Source organism: uncultured Lactobacillus sp., from assembly GCF_948948975.1.
Classification (GTDB): domain Bacteria; phylum Bacillota; class Bacilli; order Lactobacillales; family Lactobacillaceae; genus Lactobacillus.
Map to the genome: position 1 here is coordinate 22,737 of NZ_CARBVX010000012.1, position 16,855 is coordinate 39,591.

The window sequence follows — 16,855 nt, forward strand, 5'->3', positions numbered from 1 at the left end:
GCGTCACCACATACACTACATAACATTATTTATGACCTCCGCAAACAAAGTCTGACGACAAACCATTTAAATAGGCGCTTTGAGCAAACATATATAAAGTATCAACTTTAGATGCATTGCTAACTGTAACCATATCCTCAACACGAGCCATGAACAACGTTCTATCTTCTCTGCCTAAAGCATCTAATGCGCTATCTAATGCCCACTTATATTTTTCTTGGTCATAAATCTTTACTCTTTTCATTATCTTCCCTCATCTTCCTTAACTCTAACTTCAACTCTTGCACGGTCTGCATACCTCTTTTTTACGGTCAGATATGTAACTTGTTGATCGTCTTGATATATACCTCGCATCACTTCGACCATTTTGTGTAACTGCTTATTTTTACGCAATTTTGGATTCATACCGTCTAAAACTATTTTTCCGATATTATCTATATCAGGCTTCTTGGTAGGCAATTCTATACCTGCTAGACAGTTTTCTCGTCTCTTCTTTGTATAACTCTTAGGTACTCCAAAATAAGCAATAATCTTTACATCTAAGGCACATCCCTTTTTAAAATATCCCTCAAAGTTGCTAGTTGCTGCATATCTAACCAACTCTTCATACCGAGATGTTCTTTTTGGTGTAAAAGTAACTGTTCTAGTTACTCTTGGTCTAGCTTTTCCAATCGGCTGACCATCTACTATAAATTCAACTCTCACTAATGCACCTCGTTTTTTAATTTCCTTTGATAACTTTACGCCAGTCTTCAATAACTTTATGGGTTGATTTATCTTGCGTTGCAGGAATATCTTTTGCTTTTTCTGGCTTGATAAATACACTCCACTTCGTTTTACTTCTCATGTCTCCTAAAATGGGTTGCTGACCGAATGCCCTTAAAGCTTCCTTAATCGGTATTTGATCTTCATTCCACTTAAAGATCATCACTCCTGTCGGTTTCATCACTCGCATTATTTCATTAAAAGCTTTATGAAATTCATTCGGCCACGTCACTAAGTCAAGGGTTCCGTATTTCTTTGCTAGCCAGCTAGTCTTACCTGCGCGTACTAAGTGCGGCGGATCAAATACAACTAAGTCAAAGGTCTCATCAGCAAACGGAATATTTTTCCAGTCTGCTTGAACATCTGGATTGACTTCAATCTTTCGCTCATTACCACGATCCATAGTCGTATAAACAGCTTTACGAATATCCATATAGGTTGTATGCAGTTCTTTTTTGTCGTACCAAAACATGCGAGATCCACAACAAACATCAAGAATTTTCATCAATCAGTTTCCTTCCACAAATCGGACAGTAATGAATTCTTAATTCATCACTATCGCACCCATAAAATTCATTGTCAGTATGAAGACTAACAAGAACAACTCCCTTTGAACTTACTTTCTTTAAATAGTTAAACCAATATCCCTCTTCCCAATCAGATTGAAACATTTGCTCTTCCGATAGTCGTAATTGACTATTTATCTCCATTCCAATATTGTCCGGACCTTGAAAATCACAATATTGGCATCCTTTTTTCTCCATCATTCTTTACTCTTCTTCTCCTTCTTTATACATTTCTTTAAATTCATCTACGCTGACATACTCCGCCATTAAGGCATCACATAAGCAATCTTCTGAACAGAAAGCATTGTCTCTTCCGTCTGGCCAATCAAAATATCTAAGTATTAGTTGATTATCAGTGATAGTTAAAATGTCATCATCTTTATCAAATACTTTTCCACAGTTTGCACATTCCAACTTCATTTTTAATCCTCAATTCCATGCTTTATTTCTTTAAACGCTTTATCACTTATTTTTAGTATCCTGGTCTAGCCACTTTTGTAGTCCAGAAGCATAATCCCTTATCCAGTCACTAATAACTTTTCCGTCAGGCAAGTTTTCCCAATAATTCGGATCAAACTCTACAGCTATTTTGGTCTCTAAATCAGAACTCATGTGATAGCCCGTTCTATCATCCCAGCTTTCCAAAATAGAGTTCTTTAATTCTTGACGTTCTGATTTTGATAAATAGCAATCATCATTTTCATCGGATAATCGTAAATAATCATTAAGCTGTTCATCTAAAAGACTGTAATCATAACTCCATAATTCTTCTGCTGCTTTTACTTTAGAAGCAAAGTAGCCTAAATCTTTACTGTATTCCGCAATATCTCGCAAAGTGTTTTGACTTGAATACCAGCAGAACACTGCAAATCCAAAATCACCACTAATGCTTAACGTTGAACTTGACCGATCGAAAAGGTAATTTATTCGATTTTTCCATTCATATTCAGGATCTTTACAAGCAAGATATTCTATTTTGTTATCAAAGCATTTGTATTCAAATACGTGGTTATTAAAGCTCATCTTAAAACTCCAACTTAACTCTCTTCCGTTTATTATCTGCTACCCATCTAGCAGTTACTTCTAACATTAATTTTTGAAAATCCTCATTTTGCCATGCTGACTTACCTAATAGTTGACTCCGTGCATATTCTTCATTCAAGGTGTCTGCAAGCTTCTTGCTGGTTAATTTGCTATAGGCATCCCTTCGACTTTCTTTTTTCTCCTCCGCATAAAAATCATTAAAGGGATTGGCCAATGCTAGGTGCTTTCTTTTTGCTTGATAGCCGGCTGAAAATACCCCCCCGATTAAGTTAAGAGCATCTAGGTCTTCTAACGGTTTATGCTCATCAAGTTTCTTTACAATTGTTTTATCAACATAGGCGGTCTTTAGATCACCTAGTACATCAGATGCTACTTTCATATTTCTCCTCTATACAAATCTCAAAAAAATCAAAACCACATCAATAATCGTTAAACATGTTATTAGAACGTAGGACTTTTGATCATCTCTAATTCCATCTCCAAAAAACAAATTAATTAAAATAAAAACGCACCACCATTCAGCTGATAAATGTCCGCTCATTTATTCCTCCCACAAACCTTCGTCTGCTAACAATCGACCTATTTTATTTTTAGAAATACTACCTTTTGGATAATCTTCACTAAGCATTGCAGTGATACGCTTGTATGCATCTTCTTCTGCTGGGTTTAGATCATTAACTGTTAGTGTCACTCTATCGTTAGTAATACCTAGTAGATACTCAGTAGGAACGTGAAAGAAGTCTGCTATTTTTTGCCAAGTTTCAAATTTAGGTGGTTCATTACTACCGGTCTCATATCGACTAATAGTGTTGTTGGCTAATCCTAATTGATTGCCCAATTCCTCTTGTGTTAGGCCTTTTTCTATCCGTAACTCTTTAAGTCTATTCTTCATTTGCTACTTCTTCCTCCGGTAAGTTCTTTATGCAAGTAAGTAGGTACCCTTGTGGATACTGTTCACCGTAAATAACAGTCTTTTCAGCTGCTTCTTTAAGTTTTCGGGTATCTTTTCCATGAACTGCTCTAATCATCTTATTTATTTCAGAATCTGAAAATGTAATTATTGGTCTTCTCCATTCCTCAGCACAATGGTTAAGATAATTGATTAAGATTTCAATTACATTTTCATCTCTCTCCCTCTCTTCTTTAGAGAGAGATTTAGTAATTGTTTCTTTTCTTACTTGTTTATCTTGGTATTTATTTTGATTAGTATTTATTAGTGTTCGATTTTCCTGTTTAGGTTTTTCCAATTTAGGCTTTTCCTGTTTAGGTTTTTCCAATTTAGGCTTTTCCTGTTTAGGTTTTTCTAAATCAGGTTTCCCCTGTCTTAGAAAATCTAAATTAGGTGTCTCACTTAAGGTCCAAATGCTTTCTTTTACCTGGCCTTTACTTCTCTTTCTCTCTCGTTTTAAATAGCCATGTTTTTCAAGTTCAGCTAATCCACTCCTAAGACCAGAAATTCCATCAGAAGAATGTTTGACTACTTCTTTTTCGTAAAAATTCCATTCATCACTCTGTGACCATAGGTAAACAAACAATCCCTTAGCTTTCCAAGAGAGATTAGTGTCCTGAATGACATGATTATCTATAACTGTGTAGGATTTTTCATATACTTTCTTGATCTTTGCCATTCTGCATTCCCCTAAAATAGACTATCTGTAACAGGATCTGAATCTACTTCTACCTTCTTTTCATCAAACGGATCCTTTTTGACTTCTTCGGGTCGAGACTGCTGTATCTTATCAAGAGCAGCTTTCTTTGCTTTATCAGATTCTTTTGTTCCGGGGTGTTTCTTTTTAAAAATCTGTGCAATTTGATGGATAGCTTGCGCATCTTCTGGTGTATGGGATTCTTTAAACCAATCTTGGGCATCTTTGATACCGTCTCTTGCTTCTTGATACAAGTCGTACAAATTGGCTTGCACGCCATTGTAATATACTTGATAATTTTCAAGCTCTTGTTTAGTTAAAATTTTTGGTTCATAAATAATCTTTTGATCTTTAGCATCATTATCATCATCTGCAGCAATCCCAAAGGCACCACTAAGTGAATATCTTTTTGCATAACTGATAAGACTGGCGGTTGCTTGTGCATCATATGCTTTACCGTTTTGAAAAACGATTTTATTTGTTTTTACAGTAAAGCCTGAGGCGTCAACTAAAAGTGTTTGGACGGTTACTGCAGTGTTAGTTGTTTGAATATCAAAGAAATAACTAAAAGTTACATTACCTTCTTTATCTGTAGCTTTTTTAATACCATCCATTACTGCTTTATCGATGTCTGCTAGATCAGCATACTTATAGTCATAGCTATAAGGTTTTCCTTGCTTATTTTTGCCTGAAACAGTAACATTATGTGTTCTTTTAGGCTGGCTAATATTAGCTTTAACTTGCGCATAATGCATTGCCCACTTAGCTCTGTCTTCTTCTTTTCCATAGATCTCCATCTTAGTTCACCCTCTCATAGCTAATACCCCAATCGCGAATGAAATTAGATAGGGCTGTTAATTGTTCTGTAGTACCAGTAAGCTTAAGTGTGACGCTATGTACCTTATCAACTACTTCGCCTGTTTTAGCATCGACATACTTATCGCCATGTTGTTCAAGCGATTCTATAGCTTTCTTGCGATTTTCTTCTTGCTGTTTAGCCTGCTTAATTAAATAATCATGGTCATTATCCATTTGAGTTAGTACGTCAGGCAGCGACTTATAATCAAGCATTTGAAGATATGGACTAGCAGTCATAGCAGGTTTAGTGTACTCATTAGCCTTAGTAGCAATAACTTGCTCAGCTTCTTTTCTAGCCTTTAGTCTTTCAGCAATTACTTCAAATTGTTGTCTAGCTTCTTCTTCAATAGTTCCCCAACTAGTGGTCTTGTTATCCCACTTTTCTTGGTAATCAAGCTCCTGTAAAGGCACATTATATTCAACTGCAATCTTACCCAGTTGCAATAAATTCTGCTGATGTTTGTCTTTTTTAGCTTTATCATCAAAAGACTTAATTCCTTCACTAATGTGATCAACAGCTACCTTAATTTTCAAATCAAGTGATTTAATTTGAGCAGTAAACTCATCAATAGGTTGACTAGCTTGTTGTGTAATTGATTTTCTTCGATCATTTAAGGCTTTCCGAATGCGATTTAGTTCTGCCCTAGTCTTTTTATCGTAAGGATACGATTTAGAAGTTACTACATAGCTTTCCCAGCCTTTAGCTAAATCATCTACCTTAGCATTTAGTAGCTCGTACCCGGGAAAGTCTATTTCAGCCTTTTTAAAACTAATTGGAAAATTTTCATTTTCAAACGTAATCATGTCTTTTTTAGCTTCGTTAATCTTATTCATGTTATAATTCCTTTGGTTTTGTATTTTTTGTAGTCGTTAAACTGTTGGCGCAGTTAACGGCTTTTTTGTTGTCATTAAATCTGTCTCAAATTGCTTTTGATATTCATCATGTATAAGCGGTTGTCTTGTTTCTCTAGTGAAGAAAGCATTACTGTTACTGATTAATCGTGTTTCTAGCGTCATCTACCTCACCTCTTTTCAAGTCTGACTATTGTTATAATTAATTCCAAGAAAGGAGGATTAATTATGCATAAGTACCTTGTAACGTTTGATTATGAAGTTGCACCCACTAATCAACCGTTGGCAGTAGCTATTAGAACTAAACTAGAAAATTTACCTGATACAAAATGGTTTCAACATTTACCTACAGAAATCATTTTGATTAGTCCTTTAGACATAGATAAAATTTTTGACGAAATCCAATGTCTTGAAGATACAATCAGAGTTTCAATTTCTGAATTTTCTAGTTTTAGAACCAATTCATCTAGAACTAATCTTTGGCTTCGCCAGAACAACGCTTAATGTAGCTTTCATAAGCTGCAATATATTCTTCTCTAGATACAGGTTTTCCTTTAAAGCTCATCCCTTTAAATGGATCCCTGTATTTTTTGTTTTTAATCATATTTTTTCATCACCTTACTTAAATATTTGGAAAAATCGCTGTGTACATCGTAAAAACAATTGCTACTAATGCAGTAATGAGTGTACTTAGTGTTAGAATTTCGGTTTCTCTAATTGTGAGTGCAGTACCCATAAATTCGTTAATTTTTTGATTAATCCATTTCCTCATAGTTTGTGATCCTCCATAAACTTTTGTAAGACATCCTTGTCATATAAGATTTGGCCATCAATACTAATTGGCTTAAAATCAAACTTTTTCAGCCAAATTCTAAATGTAGATGGACTAACTCCTAAGAAGTTTGCTGATGCCGTCACGTTAAAATACTTCTGTTGAATAGCTCTTTCAATAACTCGTTCTGGGATTGCGATTTGCATGAAATCATCTCCTTTTTAATGAATCAAAATACTTTCCTTACTAGCTCTATCTACTCCTTTTACAGCAAGATAAGTTTCTTGCTGAAGATGGATAAAACTTAGAATATCTTGAATTTCTTCCGGTTTACCTTCTAGTGTTAACTTCATCCTTATCTCCTCTCAATTCATCAAGACTAACTCCCAAAGCGTCAGCAATCTTACACATTGTCTTGAAAGTAGGTTCATAGTGCTTATATCGATAATTTCTAAGGTTTTCATAGTTAAGGCCTGATTTAATAGATAGACTCTTTAAGCTTATATTTTTAATTTGTAATACTTCTTCTACTCTTTGCCACGACATATTGTGGTTCCTTTCTAATTTTTGCGGTTAAAAGACTACATATTGTGTTACAATAACATTGTTATACAGAAAGAAGGATAATTATATGCAATATAGATCTCAAAAAATGAGCATGGGATATCCCAATTACTATCAATCAACTTATTTAATTCCAGATCTTTGCCCTGAATGCAGTCGTTCAAATAATCCAATTACAACAGTTGAAGGAACTAAAGGAACTTCAGATGGTCGTGTCTTTTTTTTGACTCATCGTTGTCCTAGTTGTAACCATGAGCATTATTCTTTACAGTTCATCAGTCCAGATCGTAGCGGTAAAGAAACTCAATTATGGGTTCTTTATCCTAGCAATACCCTCACTAACTTTTCAGAAAATCTAACCAAATTTTCTCCCCGTTTTATTGATCTTTACCATCAAGCAGAAACTGCTGAAAATAACGGAAATTTAGATCTCGCAGGTATGGGATATAGGGCTGCTGAAGAAGTTTTGATAAAAGATTTCGCTCTAGCTTTTTCTGGCGAATCCAAAGAAGATATCGCTAAGCTAAAGCTAAATGATGCAATCTCGCATTATTTCAAAGACGATGAGGCAAGCTTAATTTCTACTGATGTAGTTAGAATTAACGGAAATGATTTTACTCATTGGAATCGTCCAGCAAATTTTGATTTAAAGACTCAATTAGAACAAATTAAGCAATATTTAAAGATTTATATTGCACGTGTTGACTATCACTTGATGATTAAAAATCCACCAGTAAGCCGCCGTACCAATCACACTTCCAAATCGAATAAGTGATGTCCATCAAAGCTCCAGTATGAGGTAATAACTCGTACTGGATTTTCTTTTGTTCCTAATCCCTTTCGATATTTGATTTTTATAATTTTTTCAATTTGAAAATCAGCTATCACTTTTTCTTGTAGATTTGCAGCAGTTTCTACCTGTTGCTTAAGACTATTGTTTTCTTCAATCAGTCTTTGAAAAAGCTCTAATCTTTCCATTTTTGATTCTTTTTCCATCTCTATCTCCTAAGCTTCTAAGCTGCTCAGCTTATTAACAAAATACTGTTATCCCCTACCTGTTACCTTAGGTGTCTTACTAATTGATGTGGAGCCGTTTGAAAGGTTAATAGTTGTCTCTTTGATCTTGAACAAACCAAGCTCCATTTATGATTGTTACTGACTGTTTTCCACCAGGGGTCTCCAAAATAAAGACCCCTTTTTTATTTTCATGATTACGTCCCTATGCAATATCGTCACGTTCAATTAACGGCAGAATATTATTTTCTTTAAGCACATCGTAGATAAGTTTTCTTCCCTTCTGAGTCCAGTAAGTAGTTGTCTTGCTTCTGTCCTTGCCTAAATGATCTTTAAAAGTGAAAGCTTGACTTACTACATAGCCTTTGCCCATATAGACCTTGTAAAGAATCCATTGGCCATTAACTTTATGCTGAATACCAACTTGTTTTAGAAGTTTGTTGAAGCTTACTGCACCATAACCATAATCAGCGGCAATCTGCGTAATCGCTAATGCATCTGGCGTTCCTAAAATGATATCCAGGTAGCTAGCCTTCTTATTGCTTTCTTCAAGTTGAACAGTTAAATTCTTGTTTTCTAGTTTTAACTGAGTATTCTCATTTTGTAAGATTGCATATCCACGCTTAACTACTTCTTGTGGATCATTCCATTTACGCTCTACTTCGATTAAGTATTTACGATATTGTTTGCCTTTTTCGGTTCTACTCATCAAGCAAAGCTGTTTAGCCATGTCGATTGTTAAAAAATAATCTTTAATTTGCTTTGTACCGCCATTCGGCATGTTTACACTTTGAGGTGTAAACACAAAATCAGTGTTTTCTTCAAAATCTTTAAAATTTTGTTTTACCCAATCCGTAAACTGTTTTTTAAGTCCTAAGCCTTTATGCAAGTCTCTAGCGCTTAGTAATTGCTGATCGTTTTCTACTTTGATTGGTATTAAATCTTTCATAAACTACCCTCTTTTTACTTCTTCTCAAAATGAATAACTTTATTTTAAAAAAATAGACGGCGATAAATTTAAGGCCTTTGCAAAGGCAATTGCAAAATTTGCATCAAACTTTAATCGTCCATTTAAACGACTACTTAGTGTTGTCTCACTAATGCCCATTTTATTGGCTACATAAGATTGTTTAATGCCATGCGTTTTTAAGTAATTCTTTGCGATTTTTTGTGCATCCTTTTCAATAACATTTACCAAGCTGTTCACCACCTTTCTCGTTTTGAATAACTTGATTACATACACTATAATACTATTCATTTTGAGAAAGTCAACATTTTTCTTTTCTTTTTGAGAAAAAATATTTTCAAATTGAAAATATTTGTTTAAGATATACTCAAAAAGAGAAAAAGAAAGTGTATTAAAATCATGAGTATTTTAAGTCAAAGAATTGAAAGTGAACGTAAACTAGCTGGGTGGACAAAAACAGAAACAGCTAAAAAAATGAACCTTCCTCTAACTACATATGCCAACTATGAATACGGTAATAGAGAACCTGATAGTGCCACTATAACTACAATGTCCACTCTCTTTGGAGTTTCAAATGATTATCTAATGGGAAAATCCAACAATCGAAATTCTTCAAGTGAAACACAAAAAAAAGATACTCGTTCTAATAAACTTAATTACGAAGATCTTGGTCTGCCCTATAAAGGAGTTATTTCGGAAGATTTGAACGATACTTTCCGCTTACTGGCCCAACAGTACGCAGAAAAACATAATCTTCCAAAAAAGGACCAATAGCCCATGTATCAGACACCAGAACAAAAAACAGCAGCTAGAAATCAAGTAATTAGGTGGTTAATGAATTACGCTCTGGATCATCAGTACGGTGTTACTTTCTCTTACGCCGCAAAAAACGATGATCCTTCCGAAGCTTTCCCCGAGTATCGCACTGCCGTAATTAACGCTAACTGGAAAAATATAGATGAAATTCCTTTTATTATTGGTCATGAGTTGGGACATCTATTTCTAGGACACGAAAAAAGCGAATACCATTCTAGTTCGGTAAACAGTATTCGCTTAGAACGAGAAGCAAATGAGTTCAGTTTGTATCTTTTAACTGAATATTGCGACTTACACGATATTTACTTCTATAATATGTACACCTTCGCTCAAGCTTTCGGCATCCCTAGAGATTGCTACTATTTACTTGAGGAACAAGCTTGAGTATTCAAAGAAAATCATAGATAAAGCAATTCTATTGCGGAGAAAGTAGTTCATCGCCTGTCGAAGTCAAAGCAACACAAACGGGAATCAAAATTCTTGCTGACTATTATTTCTATGATGTGCCTAAAGAAGATTGGAATATAGATAATTTCATGCTTTATTATTGCATTCCATCTTCTTATAAAGACTGGGTCATAGAGTATCTAGCAGCAAAATAGATTTTTTTATTTTGTAAAAAGGCAATCCAATCTGTCTAAAAATCACATTGATTTTAGCATGCACCATAAACGAGTATGTAAAGCTTTTCTTTAAAATAAGCTATTAATATTTGACAATTGATATTTTTATATTTACCATAGTGGTATAGCTGAAATGCCTGTAATGTACACGGGTCGTTAAAACACCTCATGGTAAATATTCCATGAGGTGTTTTTCGTTTAATGAAGAAAAAAGTAAAATTTCTAACTTATCAACAACAATTAGATAATTTAAGAGATCATGGCTTAATTGTAACCAATGACCGAATTGGAACCGAATTACTCCAGAGCCGTGGCTACTATAATCTTATAAATAGATATAAAGAAGACCTATACAGAAAAGGTCAAAAAGAATACCCTATTCAAACTACATTAGAAGATCTATATAAATACCATAGAATAGAAGATGATCTTAGAAACATTCTATTTCGTTTTACTTTAAATGTAGAACAACGTCTTAAAGAAAATATAAGCTATGCCCTAGCATCTAATTTTGGAGTAGATCCTAAACAATATTTAAATCCACATAATTTTAATTTGCGCCATGCAAGCCGAACTTCAAGTATACTTTATGAATTTGAAAGGATATTGAGTCGTCCACGTAGCGAGCCTTTACGTTATTACAAAAATAATTATGATGTGGTCCCTCCTTGGATTTTATTGAATGACGCAATGCTGGGAGAAACAAGAATGCTATTTGGTATTCTTCCCTTTAAATTAAAAATATATATTATAAAGTCAATGTTACCAGTTGCAAATCAAGAATTTGGTTCTAGACCAAAATCTACTGAAGAAGAATGGAATGAATATATATTTTGGCAAATAGAAAAGGAATTAAAGCAAAAAGTAGACATTGACAAAGATGATCCTAATATTGTAGATAAAGTTGCCGATTCCTTAGAAAAGAAGTTCAAAAATAAATTAGTTGAATTATTTTCTACAATGATTCATTCTATAAATGATTTTAGAAATGCGCTAGCTCACGGCGATCGAATTGTTCATTTTAAAAGCCGGTACAATTTAAAATATAAACAACTATATTCAATAATAGAAGTTGACATAACAAAAAAGAGATTTGATACAAAGAATCTTGGAAATGGAATATATGGCATATTAATAGTTTTAATGTGTTTACTCGATAAATATGATGCTTTACTTTTAATTCGCCAATTAAAAGATTGGCAATACCAGAATACTCGCACATATAATGACAGAAAGACTTATAATCTCTTTATCAAAAACTGTAATTTGCCTCGTCGCTTCACTACTGAATTAGAAGATATTAATCATTCTTTACATTACTATTCTACGTTAAATAAAAGTTTTCCTTTTTTACACGACGGTAAGTATGCAGACTATGATTAGGGTTTCTTAATCTTAATAGTAATAAGATATATAAAGTATAATTCAATAATTTTCAATAATAGAGGATGAATATGAAAAGAAATATTATTTCGTTCTGTGCGATTGCCTTAGTTGGACTATCTCTTGGAGCGCTAAGTCTTTCAAATCGTTCAAGCAATACAAAGCAAGCCGAGGAAGCTACCACTAAAGTTAAAAAACACAAATCGAAAAAGCAGTCTAGCAAAAAAGATACTAAGAATGAACAGTCTAATACTGATACTAAAGATATGGCGCAAGAGTCAGCTCAGCAGGATGCTAGTGCAAGCCCACAGCAAAATGATCAGTCTTCTGCTAATACCACTCAGACTCAAAAACAAAACACACAGGTTCAACAGCAAAAAACTCAAGGACAAATTAATAAAGAGCGTGGATATGATCCAAACGGACACCCTCTCCTTCCGGGTCAAGATCATGCTGCAGGATCTAATCCTGATGGTTCAGCTGATGATTGGGTTAAAGGGCAAGATGAATGGCTTCGTCAAAATGGATTAATCAATTCAGATGGTTCACCTACACAAAAAGCAAAAGATATTCAAGCACAAACGGCAGCGGAAGCATCTAATTCGTATACTAATCCATAGACTTACACGCAAAAATATACAAGTTATCTTGGAGGATTTGAAAAATGGGATTATTTCATAAAGGGCCGCGATGCCCTAAATGTAAATCTACTAACGTTGAGCCAATCGGTCGAAAGAAAAAGGCTTTTTCTGTTGGTAAGGCAGTTGCCGGTACGGTTCTAGTTGGTGGTGTAGGATCACTTGCTGGATTTGCTGGTAAAAATAGCAAAAAGATTGAAATGATTTGTATGGATTGCGGTAAAACATTTAAGTACAAATCTTAATAGCATAAAAAAACGAGCATCCCTTAAAGCCGAAAAGCTCTTAGGGCGCCCGCTCCTTTCATGTTATGTCACTCTCCTAAGCGTAGCACAGCAAGCTGTGCTTTGAAGGTGACAACCATGAACCAAACAATACTTATACTGATTATCTTACTTCTTTTGATTCACGAAATCAACAAGAGATAATCTAACCCACGGGCGCCCTAGATGCGCGCTCGTTCCGACCGCGCATCTGTTATAAGTAAATAAAAAGCCGTTTATATAAGACACCATTATTCTTTGAGGAAAACACAAAAAATATGGATAAAAATGAACACATTGAAAACGCATCTAAAAAATTTAAACAAGTATGCGATCCAAATAAATACCATTACCAGCAAAAATTTAAATCACTTCCATATTGGCTAGAAGAAAGTTCTCATTACTTCTCTCTAGAGGCAAATAAAAAAATAGTTGACCGTTATTACTACTATTCGCGTGGCTCTATAATAAGTGTGAATTTTGGTGTTAATGAAGGGAGTGAGTTTAGTAATTTACACTTTGCAGTAGTCCTAAATAAAAAGGACAGCCCTCAAAATCGTACTCTTACCGTAATCCCCTTAACTTCAAAGAAAAAGCCAGGATTATTTTCTTTGGGGACCGAAATATTTAATCAAACTTCCGTTCTTATCCTAGAGCATCTAAATAAGGTTAAAAAGAAAATAGAGGTGTTGGAAAAGCATAATAAAGAAATTACACTTATGCGTCAGAAGCTTCTTGATGACAATAAAAAGTTTAATCAAGATCTCACTGTCCTTAAGGCAAAAGTAGAGAAGGTTCTTAATGATACAGAAGACTCTAATTCCAACCAAGTTTCTTCTCTTTCTGAACTTTATAATGCTGTTATCCAAAAAAGCTTAGAAGCCAATTCTTTAGAACAAGATGCTAAAAAATTAGATGAGAAAGGGCAACAACTAGTAAAGGAAATTGCTGAATGTCAAGTACAAGAAAAACAATTAGCTAAGGTAGTTTCCGTTTATAAAAAATATAATAAAAATACATTTGCACGTATCGAAGATATAACTACAATTAGTAAATTACGAATACGAAAAATAAATAGATTTGATCCCTCAGGAGACATTAAATTATCTAGTGATCAAATGACCGCTATCAGTGATAGGTTAATGCAGCTATATGTCTCTAAAGATTGAATATCAAAGCTAAATGTGTGATAATGAGTGTACTGGGAGTTTAGCTCCTTAATTTATATAAATACGTGGGATTTAGTCCCTTCACTCTCTATCATGCTTAGCTGATAGGGAGTTTTTTTACGTACAAAATATCTATCTAAGAAACAAAAAAAGACCCGCAAAGCGCTGGTAACACTTTACGGGTCGGTCATCACTATGACCAATGCAAAATAAACATATATATGTTAGATGAAAAGTTGAACTGGTAATTCAACGCTTTTCATCTACCCTATTTTAGCAAAATATGAGGTGATATAGAATGCCAAAAAGAAAAAATTCTAGTATTAAAGACTATAAATTAAAATCTGGAAAGAAACGATATGAATTTGTTATTTCACTGGGTCAAAACAGCAATGGTGACCGAGTACAAGTTCATCGGCGTGGTTTTAAAACCTATGCTGAAGCAGAAACAGTATTCAACAAATTATCTCAAACTAAACCAGATAATTTTGTAAAACAAAAACAGATTAAAGTTTCTAAATTACGTGATCTATGGTTTGAAAACTATAAGACTCAGGTAAAAGAATCTACTGCGAATAAAAATAAACAAGTCTTTGATAACCATGTTATTCCGGATTTTGGTAATCAATACGTTGACAAGATTACAGTAGCTGAATTACAAAAGTGGGCTGATAGGAAAGCAAAACAAATTGTTAAATATAGGGATGCTATTAATGAATTTAATGCTCTTTTTGAATATGGTATTCGGTTAAACTATGTGTCTGAAAATCCTTTAAAGCGGATCATTATCCCTAAAAAGACATCTCGACCACGTAGAGATACTGAACATAATGTTTATACACGAGATGAACTAAATCAATTTCTTGAAGTGGCCAAAGAGTATGGATTAGTTCAATATACTTACTTCAAGCTACTTTCTGCTACTGGCCTTAGAAAATCCGAAGCATTAGCTTTAACTTGGCAAGATATTGATTTAAAAGCAGGTACTTTATCCGTAAATAAAACCTTGGCATATGGTTTAGACAATAAAACAATTATCCAGCCACCTAAATCACCTAAATCTAAGCGTATTTTACCCATCTCAGACAGTTTAAAAGAAGTTTTGATAGATTATAAGCAAAAGCAAAAAATAATCTCTAACAAGCTCTTTCACACAATTAAAGGAACGTATTTAAAAATGAGTAAACCAGATCAATGGCTCAAATCAATTTATGCTAAGGATCATGAAGAAAAAGTTAAGTATGCAAACACACAGAACTTAAAAGAACCACAACCTGATTTACGTCATATAACAGTTCATGGCTTTAGACATACTTTTGCAACACTACTTATTGCGGAAACTAATGTAAAACCTAAAACTGTTCAAATGCTGCTTGGTCATGAAAATATCCAAATGACTTTAGATATTTATACGCATGTAAATAATAAAAATAAAGAAGATGCAGTTAATGCATTAAAACAATTAAATATATAAAGAAAATGCACCCTTCCGGATGCATTTTTTCTTTATGTTACCAAAATGTTACCATTCTAGTATTTTTATTGTTCTAAACGTTGCTATATCAACATTCTTTTAATCAAATAAGGAGAGTACAGGATTTGAACCTGCGCGCCGGTATAAGCCGGTTCGCCGGATTTCGAGTCCGGTGCATTACCACTCTGCCAACTCTCCAATTACGACGTTTTTATTATAGCAATTAAAAAATAAATGGTAAATACAAAATATTTAATTCTAAAATTAATCTTTAAAAAGTCATCATTCTTTCATAGTTTTTCTGTATCTTAAAACTATATCAGTTGATAATGAAAGGACTCGTATTATGGCAAAGATCATTATTTACAAGCCCCGCAAAACTAAGTTAATGCGTCAGGCTGTTGAGCGTTATCTAAACTATAAGATTATTAAACATAATTAGATTTTTTAGCCAGCCACGTTGGTTGGCTTTTTAATTTAAAACATTTCAATAATCTTTTCCATTAGTGGTGTTACCTCTCTATCTTTACGCCATACTAAATTTAAATGTGTAATCCAATTAGTATGCTTTACTGGGATAAGCTTACTTTTGGCATAAGTAAGGGCAATCGATTCCGGAACTAAAGCTATCCCTAAACCTTCATCGGCCCAGTGAATTGCTGTTCTTGCATCATCACAAGTTACTGAATAGAACGGCCTTATTCCCTGATGCCGAAAACTACGATTAAATATTTCTTGAAATCTTCGATATAAAATTATCGGACTATCTTTTAATTCGTTAAGATGTTTAATTTCTTCTCTTTCAAAAAAACCTTCTCTTGTCACTGCCACCATTGGTTCTTGGTGAAAGTCTTTAAAATTTAGTCCTTCAAGATTAAAAGGTGTCCGCACTATTCCCAAATCTAATATTCCGTCTTGTAGTTGTTCAACAATGCCAAAAGTATTTGCTTCATGTATTTCAAAGGATACATTAGGATAGTATTTTACTAATTTTTTAAATTGCTCGTTTGGGACAACTCCACCACAAGAAGAAATGACCCCGATTCTAATTTTTCCTAATTCACCCTCTTTAATTTGGTGGATTTGGCTTTTAGCAGATATACTCAGAGCAACAATTTTTTCAGCATATTTTTGAAATACTTTTCCTTCTTCTGTCAATTCTATCCCATGAGCAGTTCTAACAAAAAGCTGTACTCCTACTTCTTTTTCTAATTGTTTTAACTGATAACTTAAAGGAGGCTGAGCAATATATAACTTTTTAGCAGCAGACGTAATCTGCCGTTCTTCAGCAACCACTAAAAAATATTTTAATTGTTTAATATTCATTATTAATACCTTTTAAATTATTATCTATATTTTTAATATCTCCTATCTTAATTTGATATTTTCTTAATAACAAGAACTGCGCTAAAATATTTTAAGAAAATAGAGAATTAACGGA

General features: G+C 33.8%; 30 protein-coding genes, 1 tRNA gene and 1 pseudogene. 9 read left to right on the top strand and 23 right to left on the bottom strand.

Annotation, left to right across the window (positions count from 1 at the left end; translation table 11 throughout):
* Positions 1-25 precede the first annotated feature (25 nt).
* Genes Q9R40_RS05995 through Q9R40_RS06055 form a run of 13 tightly spaced genes read right to left on the bottom strand, consistent with a single transcriptional unit; the run spans position 26 to position 5,896 of the window.
* Positions 26-244, bottom strand: coding sequence for a hypothetical protein (locus Q9R40_RS05995; RefSeq protein ID WP_304676913.1), 219 nt, complete (start codon positions 242-244; stop codon positions 26-28).
* Complete coding sequence (locus Q9R40_RS06000; protein ID WP_304676914.1) at positions 244-705, bottom strand: RusA family crossover junction endodeoxyribonuclease; 462 nt, start codon at positions 703-705, stop codon at positions 244-246. The genes Q9R40_RS05995 and Q9R40_RS06000 overlap by 1 nt, the downstream gene beginning before the upstream one ends.
* A 16-nt stretch (positions 706-721) precedes the next feature.
* Positions 722-1,237, bottom strand: coding sequence for a methyltransferase domain-containing protein (locus Q9R40_RS06005; protein ID WP_304676915.1), 516 nt, complete (start codon positions 1,235-1,237; stop codon positions 722-724).
* 19 nt (positions 1,238-1,256) lie between these two features.
* Positions 1,257-1,532 (bottom strand): hypothetical protein, encoded by a 276-nt coding sequence (locus tag Q9R40_RS06010; RefSeq protein WP_304676916.1) that lies wholly within the window; start codon positions 1,530-1,532, stop codon positions 1,257-1,259.
* Between the two features lie 3 nt (positions 1,533-1,535).
* Positions 1,536-1,751: a hypothetical protein gene (locus Q9R40_RS06015; protein WP_155692922.1), complete on the bottom strand. Its 216-nt coding sequence runs from the start codon at positions 1,749-1,751 to the stop codon at positions 1,536-1,538.
* Positions 1,752-1,793: 42 nt separating this feature from the next.
* Positions 1,794-2,354, bottom strand: a complete 561-nt coding sequence (locus Q9R40_RS06020) for a hypothetical protein (RefSeq protein ID WP_304676917.1) — start codon at positions 2,352-2,354, stop codon at positions 1,794-1,796.
* A gap of 1 nt (position 2,355) precedes the next feature.
* The gene (locus tag Q9R40_RS06025) at positions 2,356-2,754 is read right to left on the bottom strand and encodes a hypothetical protein (protein ID WP_011162201.1); all 399 of its coding nucleotides are present in this window, start codon (positions 2,752-2,754) and stop codon (positions 2,356-2,358) included.
* Between the two features lie 9 nt (positions 2,755-2,763).
* A complete protein-coding gene (locus Q9R40_RS06030) occupies positions 2,764-2,916 on the bottom strand; it encodes a hypothetical protein (RefSeq protein WP_167797414.1) in 153 nt (50 codons plus the stop codon).
* Complete coding sequence (locus Q9R40_RS06035) at positions 2,917-3,267, bottom strand: helix-turn-helix domain-containing protein (protein WP_086874975.1); 351 nt, start codon at positions 3,265-3,267, stop codon at positions 2,917-2,919.
* Positions 3,257-4,003, bottom strand: coding sequence for a helix-turn-helix domain-containing protein (locus Q9R40_RS06040; RefSeq protein WP_304676918.1), 747 nt, complete (start codon positions 4,001-4,003; stop codon positions 3,257-3,259). The genes Q9R40_RS06035 and Q9R40_RS06040 overlap by 11 nt, the downstream gene beginning before the upstream one ends.
* A gap of 11 nt (positions 4,004-4,014) precedes the next feature.
* Positions 4,015-4,818, bottom strand: coding sequence for an ERF family protein (locus Q9R40_RS06045; protein WP_304676919.1), 804 nt, complete (start codon positions 4,816-4,818; stop codon positions 4,015-4,017).
* Between the two features lies 1 nt (position 4,819).
* Positions 4,820-5,713, bottom strand: a complete 894-nt coding sequence (locus Q9R40_RS06050) for a DUF1351 domain-containing protein (protein ID WP_304676920.1) — start codon at positions 5,711-5,713, stop codon at positions 4,820-4,822.
* A gap of 36 nt (positions 5,714-5,749) precedes the next feature.
* A complete protein-coding gene (locus Q9R40_RS06055; RefSeq protein ID WP_257579050.1) occupies positions 5,750-5,896 on the bottom strand; it encodes a hypothetical protein in 147 nt (48 codons plus the stop codon).
* 63 nt (positions 5,897-5,959) lie between these two features.
* Here Q9R40_RS06055 and Q9R40_RS06060 point away from each other — a divergent pair, with 63 nt between their 5' ends.
* Entirely contained in the window at positions 5,960-6,235 is a 276-nt protein-coding gene (locus Q9R40_RS06060) for a hypothetical protein (RefSeq protein WP_257579048.1), read from the top strand.
* A 118-nt stretch (positions 6,236-6,353) separates the two neighbouring features.
* Here the strand turns inward: Q9R40_RS06060 and Q9R40_RS06065 are convergent, their stop codons facing one another.
* Genes Q9R40_RS06065 through Q9R40_RS06080 form a run of 4 tightly spaced genes read right to left on the bottom strand, consistent with a single transcriptional unit; the run spans position 6,354 to position 7,049 of the window.
* Positions 6,354-6,503: a hypothetical protein gene (locus Q9R40_RS06065; RefSeq protein WP_014567333.1), complete on the bottom strand. Its 150-nt coding sequence runs from the start codon at positions 6,501-6,503 to the stop codon at positions 6,354-6,356.
* Complete coding sequence (locus tag Q9R40_RS06070) at positions 6,500-6,709, bottom strand: helix-turn-helix domain-containing protein (protein WP_011161481.1); 210 nt, start codon at positions 6,707-6,709, stop codon at positions 6,500-6,502. The genes Q9R40_RS06065 and Q9R40_RS06070 overlap by 4 nt, the downstream gene beginning before the upstream one ends.
* A gap of 15 nt (positions 6,710-6,724) precedes the next feature.
* Positions 6,725-6,856, bottom strand: a complete 132-nt coding sequence (locus Q9R40_RS06075; RefSeq protein WP_004895221.1) for a hypothetical protein — start codon at positions 6,854-6,856, stop codon at positions 6,725-6,727.
* Complete coding sequence (locus tag Q9R40_RS06080; protein ID WP_044496728.1) at positions 6,834-7,049, bottom strand: helix-turn-helix domain-containing protein; 216 nt, start codon at positions 7,047-7,049, stop codon at positions 6,834-6,836. The genes Q9R40_RS06075 and Q9R40_RS06080 overlap by 23 nt, the downstream gene beginning before the upstream one ends.
* 85 nt (positions 7,050-7,134) lie before the next feature.
* Here Q9R40_RS06080 and Q9R40_RS06085 point away from each other — a divergent pair, with 85 nt between their 5' ends.
* Complete coding sequence (locus Q9R40_RS06085; protein ID WP_304676921.1) at positions 7,135-7,842, top strand: hypothetical protein; 708 nt, start codon at positions 7,135-7,137, stop codon at positions 7,840-7,842.
* On the opposite strand, the gene Q9R40_RS06090 is transcribed toward Q9R40_RS06085, so the two are convergent.
* The 4 genes and pseudogenes from Q9R40_RS06090 to Q9R40_RS06105 all read right to left on the bottom strand — a co-directional run bounded on the left by Q9R40_RS06090 (position 7,818) and on the right by Q9R40_RS06105 (position 9,279).
* A complete protein-coding gene (locus Q9R40_RS06090) occupies positions 7,818-8,063 on the bottom strand; it encodes a hypothetical protein (protein ID WP_304676922.1) in 246 nt (81 codons plus the stop codon). The genes Q9R40_RS06085 and Q9R40_RS06090 overlap by 25 nt on opposite strands.
* A gap of 48 nt (positions 8,064-8,111) precedes the next feature.
* Positions 8,112-8,210, bottom strand: a pseudogene (locus tag Q9R40_RS06095) (phage antirepressor KilAC domain-containing protein); the annotation flags it as partial.
* A 76-nt stretch (positions 8,211-8,286) separates the two neighbouring features.
* A complete protein-coding gene (locus tag Q9R40_RS06100) occupies positions 8,287-9,030 on the bottom strand; it encodes a phage antirepressor KilAC domain-containing protein (RefSeq protein WP_304676923.1) in 744 nt (247 codons plus the stop codon).
* A 39-nt stretch (positions 9,031-9,069) separates the two neighbouring features.
* The gene (locus tag Q9R40_RS06105; protein ID WP_095182654.1) at positions 9,070-9,279 is read right to left on the bottom strand and encodes a helix-turn-helix transcriptional regulator; all 210 of its coding nucleotides are present in this window, start codon (positions 9,277-9,279) and stop codon (positions 9,070-9,072) included.
* A 168-nt stretch (positions 9,280-9,447) separates the two neighbouring features.
* Between Q9R40_RS06105 and Q9R40_RS06110 the strand changes: the two genes are divergently transcribed.
* The 7 genes from Q9R40_RS06110 (at position 9,448) to Q9R40_RS06140 (ending at position 15,414) form a co-directional block, all read left to right on the top strand.
* Positions 9,448-9,822: a helix-turn-helix domain-containing protein gene (locus Q9R40_RS06110; protein WP_304676925.1), complete on the top strand. Its 375-nt coding sequence runs from the start codon at positions 9,448-9,450 to the stop codon at positions 9,820-9,822.
* A 3-nt stretch (positions 9,823-9,825) separates the two neighbouring features.
* Positions 9,826-10,248, top strand: a complete 423-nt coding sequence (locus Q9R40_RS06115; protein WP_304676926.1) for an ImmA/IrrE family metallo-endopeptidase — start codon at positions 9,826-9,828, stop codon at positions 10,246-10,248.
* A 440-nt stretch (positions 10,249-10,688) separates the two neighbouring features.
* Positions 10,689-11,870 carry an Abi family protein gene (locus Q9R40_RS06120; protein ID WP_304676927.1) on the top strand — a complete coding sequence of 394 codons (1,182 nt, stop codon included), beginning with the start codon at positions 10,689-10,691 and terminating at the stop codon, positions 11,868-11,870.
* A gap of 71 nt (positions 11,871-11,941) precedes the next feature.
* Complete coding sequence (locus Q9R40_RS06125; RefSeq protein ID WP_304676928.1) at positions 11,942-12,490, top strand: hypothetical protein; 549 nt, start codon at positions 11,942-11,944, stop codon at positions 12,488-12,490.
* 44 nt (positions 12,491-12,534) lie between these two features.
* Positions 12,535-12,753 (top strand): hypothetical protein, encoded by a 219-nt coding sequence (locus tag Q9R40_RS06130; protein WP_014567326.1) that lies wholly within the window; start codon positions 12,535-12,537, stop codon positions 12,751-12,753.
* Positions 12,754-13,049: 296 nt separating this feature from the next.
* Complete coding sequence (locus Q9R40_RS06135) at positions 13,050-13,940, top strand: type II toxin-antitoxin system PemK/MazF family toxin (protein ID WP_014567325.1); 891 nt, start codon at positions 13,050-13,052, stop codon at positions 13,938-13,940.
* A 298-nt stretch (positions 13,941-14,238) separates the two neighbouring features.
* Positions 14,239-15,414 (top strand): site-specific integrase, encoded by a 1,176-nt coding sequence (locus Q9R40_RS06140; RefSeq protein ID WP_304676929.1) that lies wholly within the window; start codon positions 14,239-14,241, stop codon positions 15,412-15,414.
* A 110-nt stretch (positions 15,415-15,524) separates the two neighbouring features.
* Here Q9R40_RS06140 and Q9R40_RS06145 read toward each other — a convergent pair.
* Together Q9R40_RS06145 and Q9R40_RS06150 are read right to left on the bottom strand one after the other, a co-directional pair.
* Positions 15,525-15,612, bottom strand: a tRNA-Ser gene (locus Q9R40_RS06145).
* A 279-nt stretch (positions 15,613-15,891) separates the two neighbouring features.
* A complete protein-coding gene (locus Q9R40_RS06150; protein ID WP_300594338.1) occupies positions 15,892-16,740 on the bottom strand; it encodes a LysR family transcriptional regulator in 849 nt (282 codons plus the stop codon).
* Positions 16,741-16,855: the final 115 nt, after the last annotated feature.

Excerpts from the sequence above, each read along its gene's own strand:
- Q9R40_RS05995 (WP_304676913.1), bottom strand. The coding sequence starts at position 244 with ATGAAAAGAGTAAAGATTTATGACCAAGAAAAATATAAGTGGGCATTA.
- Q9R40_RS06005 (WP_304676915.1), bottom strand. The coding sequence starts at position 1,237 with ATGTTTTGGTACGACAAAAAAGAACTGCATACAACCTATATGGATATT.
- Q9R40_RS06010 (WP_304676916.1), bottom strand. The coding sequence starts at position 1,532 with ATGATGGAGAAAAAAGGATGCCAATATTGTGATTTTCAAGGTCCGGAC.
- Q9R40_RS06015 (WP_155692922.1), bottom strand. The coding sequence starts at position 1,751 with ATGAAGTTGGAATGTGCAAACTGTGGAAAAGTATTTGATAAAGATGAT.
- Q9R40_RS06020 (WP_304676917.1), bottom strand. The coding sequence starts at position 2,354 with ATGAGCTTTAATAACCACGTATTTGAATACAAATGCTTTGATAACAAA.
- Q9R40_RS06025 (WP_011162201.1), bottom strand. The coding sequence starts at position 2,754 with ATGAAAGTAGCATCTGATGTACTAGGTGATCTAAAGACCGCCTATGTT.
- Q9R40_RS06030 (WP_167797414.1), bottom strand. The coding sequence starts at position 2,916 with ATGAGCGGACATTTATCAGCTGAATGGTGGTGCGTTTTTATTTTAATT.
- Q9R40_RS06035 (WP_086874975.1), bottom strand. The coding sequence starts at position 3,267 with ATGAAGAATAGACTTAAAGAGTTACGGATAGAAAAAGGCCTAACACAA.
- Q9R40_RS06040 (WP_304676918.1), bottom strand. The coding sequence starts at position 4,003 with ATGGCAAAGATCAAGAAAGTATATGAAAAATCCTACACAGTTATAGAT.
- Q9R40_RS06045 (WP_304676919.1), bottom strand. The coding sequence starts at position 4,818 with ATGGAGATCTATGGAAAAGAAGAAGACAGAGCTAAGTGGGCAATGCAT.
- Q9R40_RS06050 (WP_304676920.1), bottom strand. The coding sequence starts at position 5,713 with ATGAATAAGATTAACGAAGCTAAAAAAGACATGATTACGTTTGAAAAT.
- Q9R40_RS06055 (WP_257579050.1), bottom strand. The coding sequence starts at position 5,896 with ATGACGCTAGAAACACGATTAATCAGTAACAGTAATGCTTTCTTCACT.
- Q9R40_RS06060 (WP_257579048.1), top strand. The coding sequence starts at position 5,960 with ATGCATAAGTACCTTGTAACGTTTGATTATGAAGTTGCACCCACTAAT.
- Q9R40_RS06065 (WP_014567333.1), bottom strand. The coding sequence starts at position 6,503 with ATGAGGAAATGGATTAATCAAAAAATTAACGAATTTATGGGTACTGCA.
- Q9R40_RS06070 (WP_011161481.1), bottom strand. The coding sequence starts at position 6,709 with ATGCAAATCGCAATCCCAGAACGAGTTATTGAAAGAGCTATTCAACAG.
- Q9R40_RS06075 (WP_004895221.1), bottom strand. The coding sequence starts at position 6,856 with ATGAAGTTAACACTAGAAGGTAAACCGGAAGAAATTCAAGATATTCTA.
- Q9R40_RS06080 (WP_044496728.1), bottom strand. The coding sequence starts at position 7,049 with ATGTCGTGGCAAAGAGTAGAAGAAGTATTACAAATTAAAAATATAAGC.
- Q9R40_RS06085 (WP_304676921.1), top strand. The coding sequence starts at position 7,135 with ATGCAATATAGATCTCAAAAAATGAGCATGGGATATCCCAATTACTAT.
- Q9R40_RS06090 (WP_304676922.1), bottom strand. The coding sequence starts at position 8,063 with ATGGAAAAAGAATCAAAAATGGAAAGATTAGAGCTTTTTCAAAGACTG.
- Q9R40_RS06100 (WP_304676923.1), bottom strand. The coding sequence starts at position 9,030 with ATGAAAGATTTAATACCAATCAAAGTAGAAAACGATCAGCAATTACTA.
- Q9R40_RS06110 (WP_304676925.1), top strand. The coding sequence starts at position 9,448 with ATGAGTATTTTAAGTCAAAGAATTGAAAGTGAACGTAAACTAGCTGGG.
- Q9R40_RS06115 (WP_304676926.1), top strand. The coding sequence starts at position 9,826 with ATGTATCAGACACCAGAACAAAAAACAGCAGCTAGAAATCAAGTAATT.
- Q9R40_RS06120 (WP_304676927.1), top strand. The coding sequence starts at position 10,689 with ATGAAGAAAAAAGTAAAATTTCTAACTTATCAACAACAATTAGATAAT.
- Q9R40_RS06125 (WP_304676928.1), top strand. The coding sequence starts at position 11,942 with ATGAAAAGAAATATTATTTCGTTCTGTGCGATTGCCTTAGTTGGACTA.
- Q9R40_RS06130 (WP_014567326.1), top strand. The coding sequence starts at position 12,535 with ATGGGATTATTTCATAAAGGGCCGCGATGCCCTAAATGTAAATCTACT.
- Q9R40_RS06135 (WP_014567325.1), top strand. The coding sequence starts at position 13,050 with ATGGATAAAAATGAACACATTGAAAACGCATCTAAAAAATTTAAACAA.
- Q9R40_RS06140 (WP_304676929.1), top strand. The coding sequence starts at position 14,239 with ATGCCAAAAAGAAAAAATTCTAGTATTAAAGACTATAAATTAAAATCT.
- Q9R40_RS06150 (WP_300594338.1), bottom strand. The coding sequence starts at position 16,740 with ATGAATATTAAACAATTAAAATATTTTTTAGTGGTTGCTGAAGAACGG.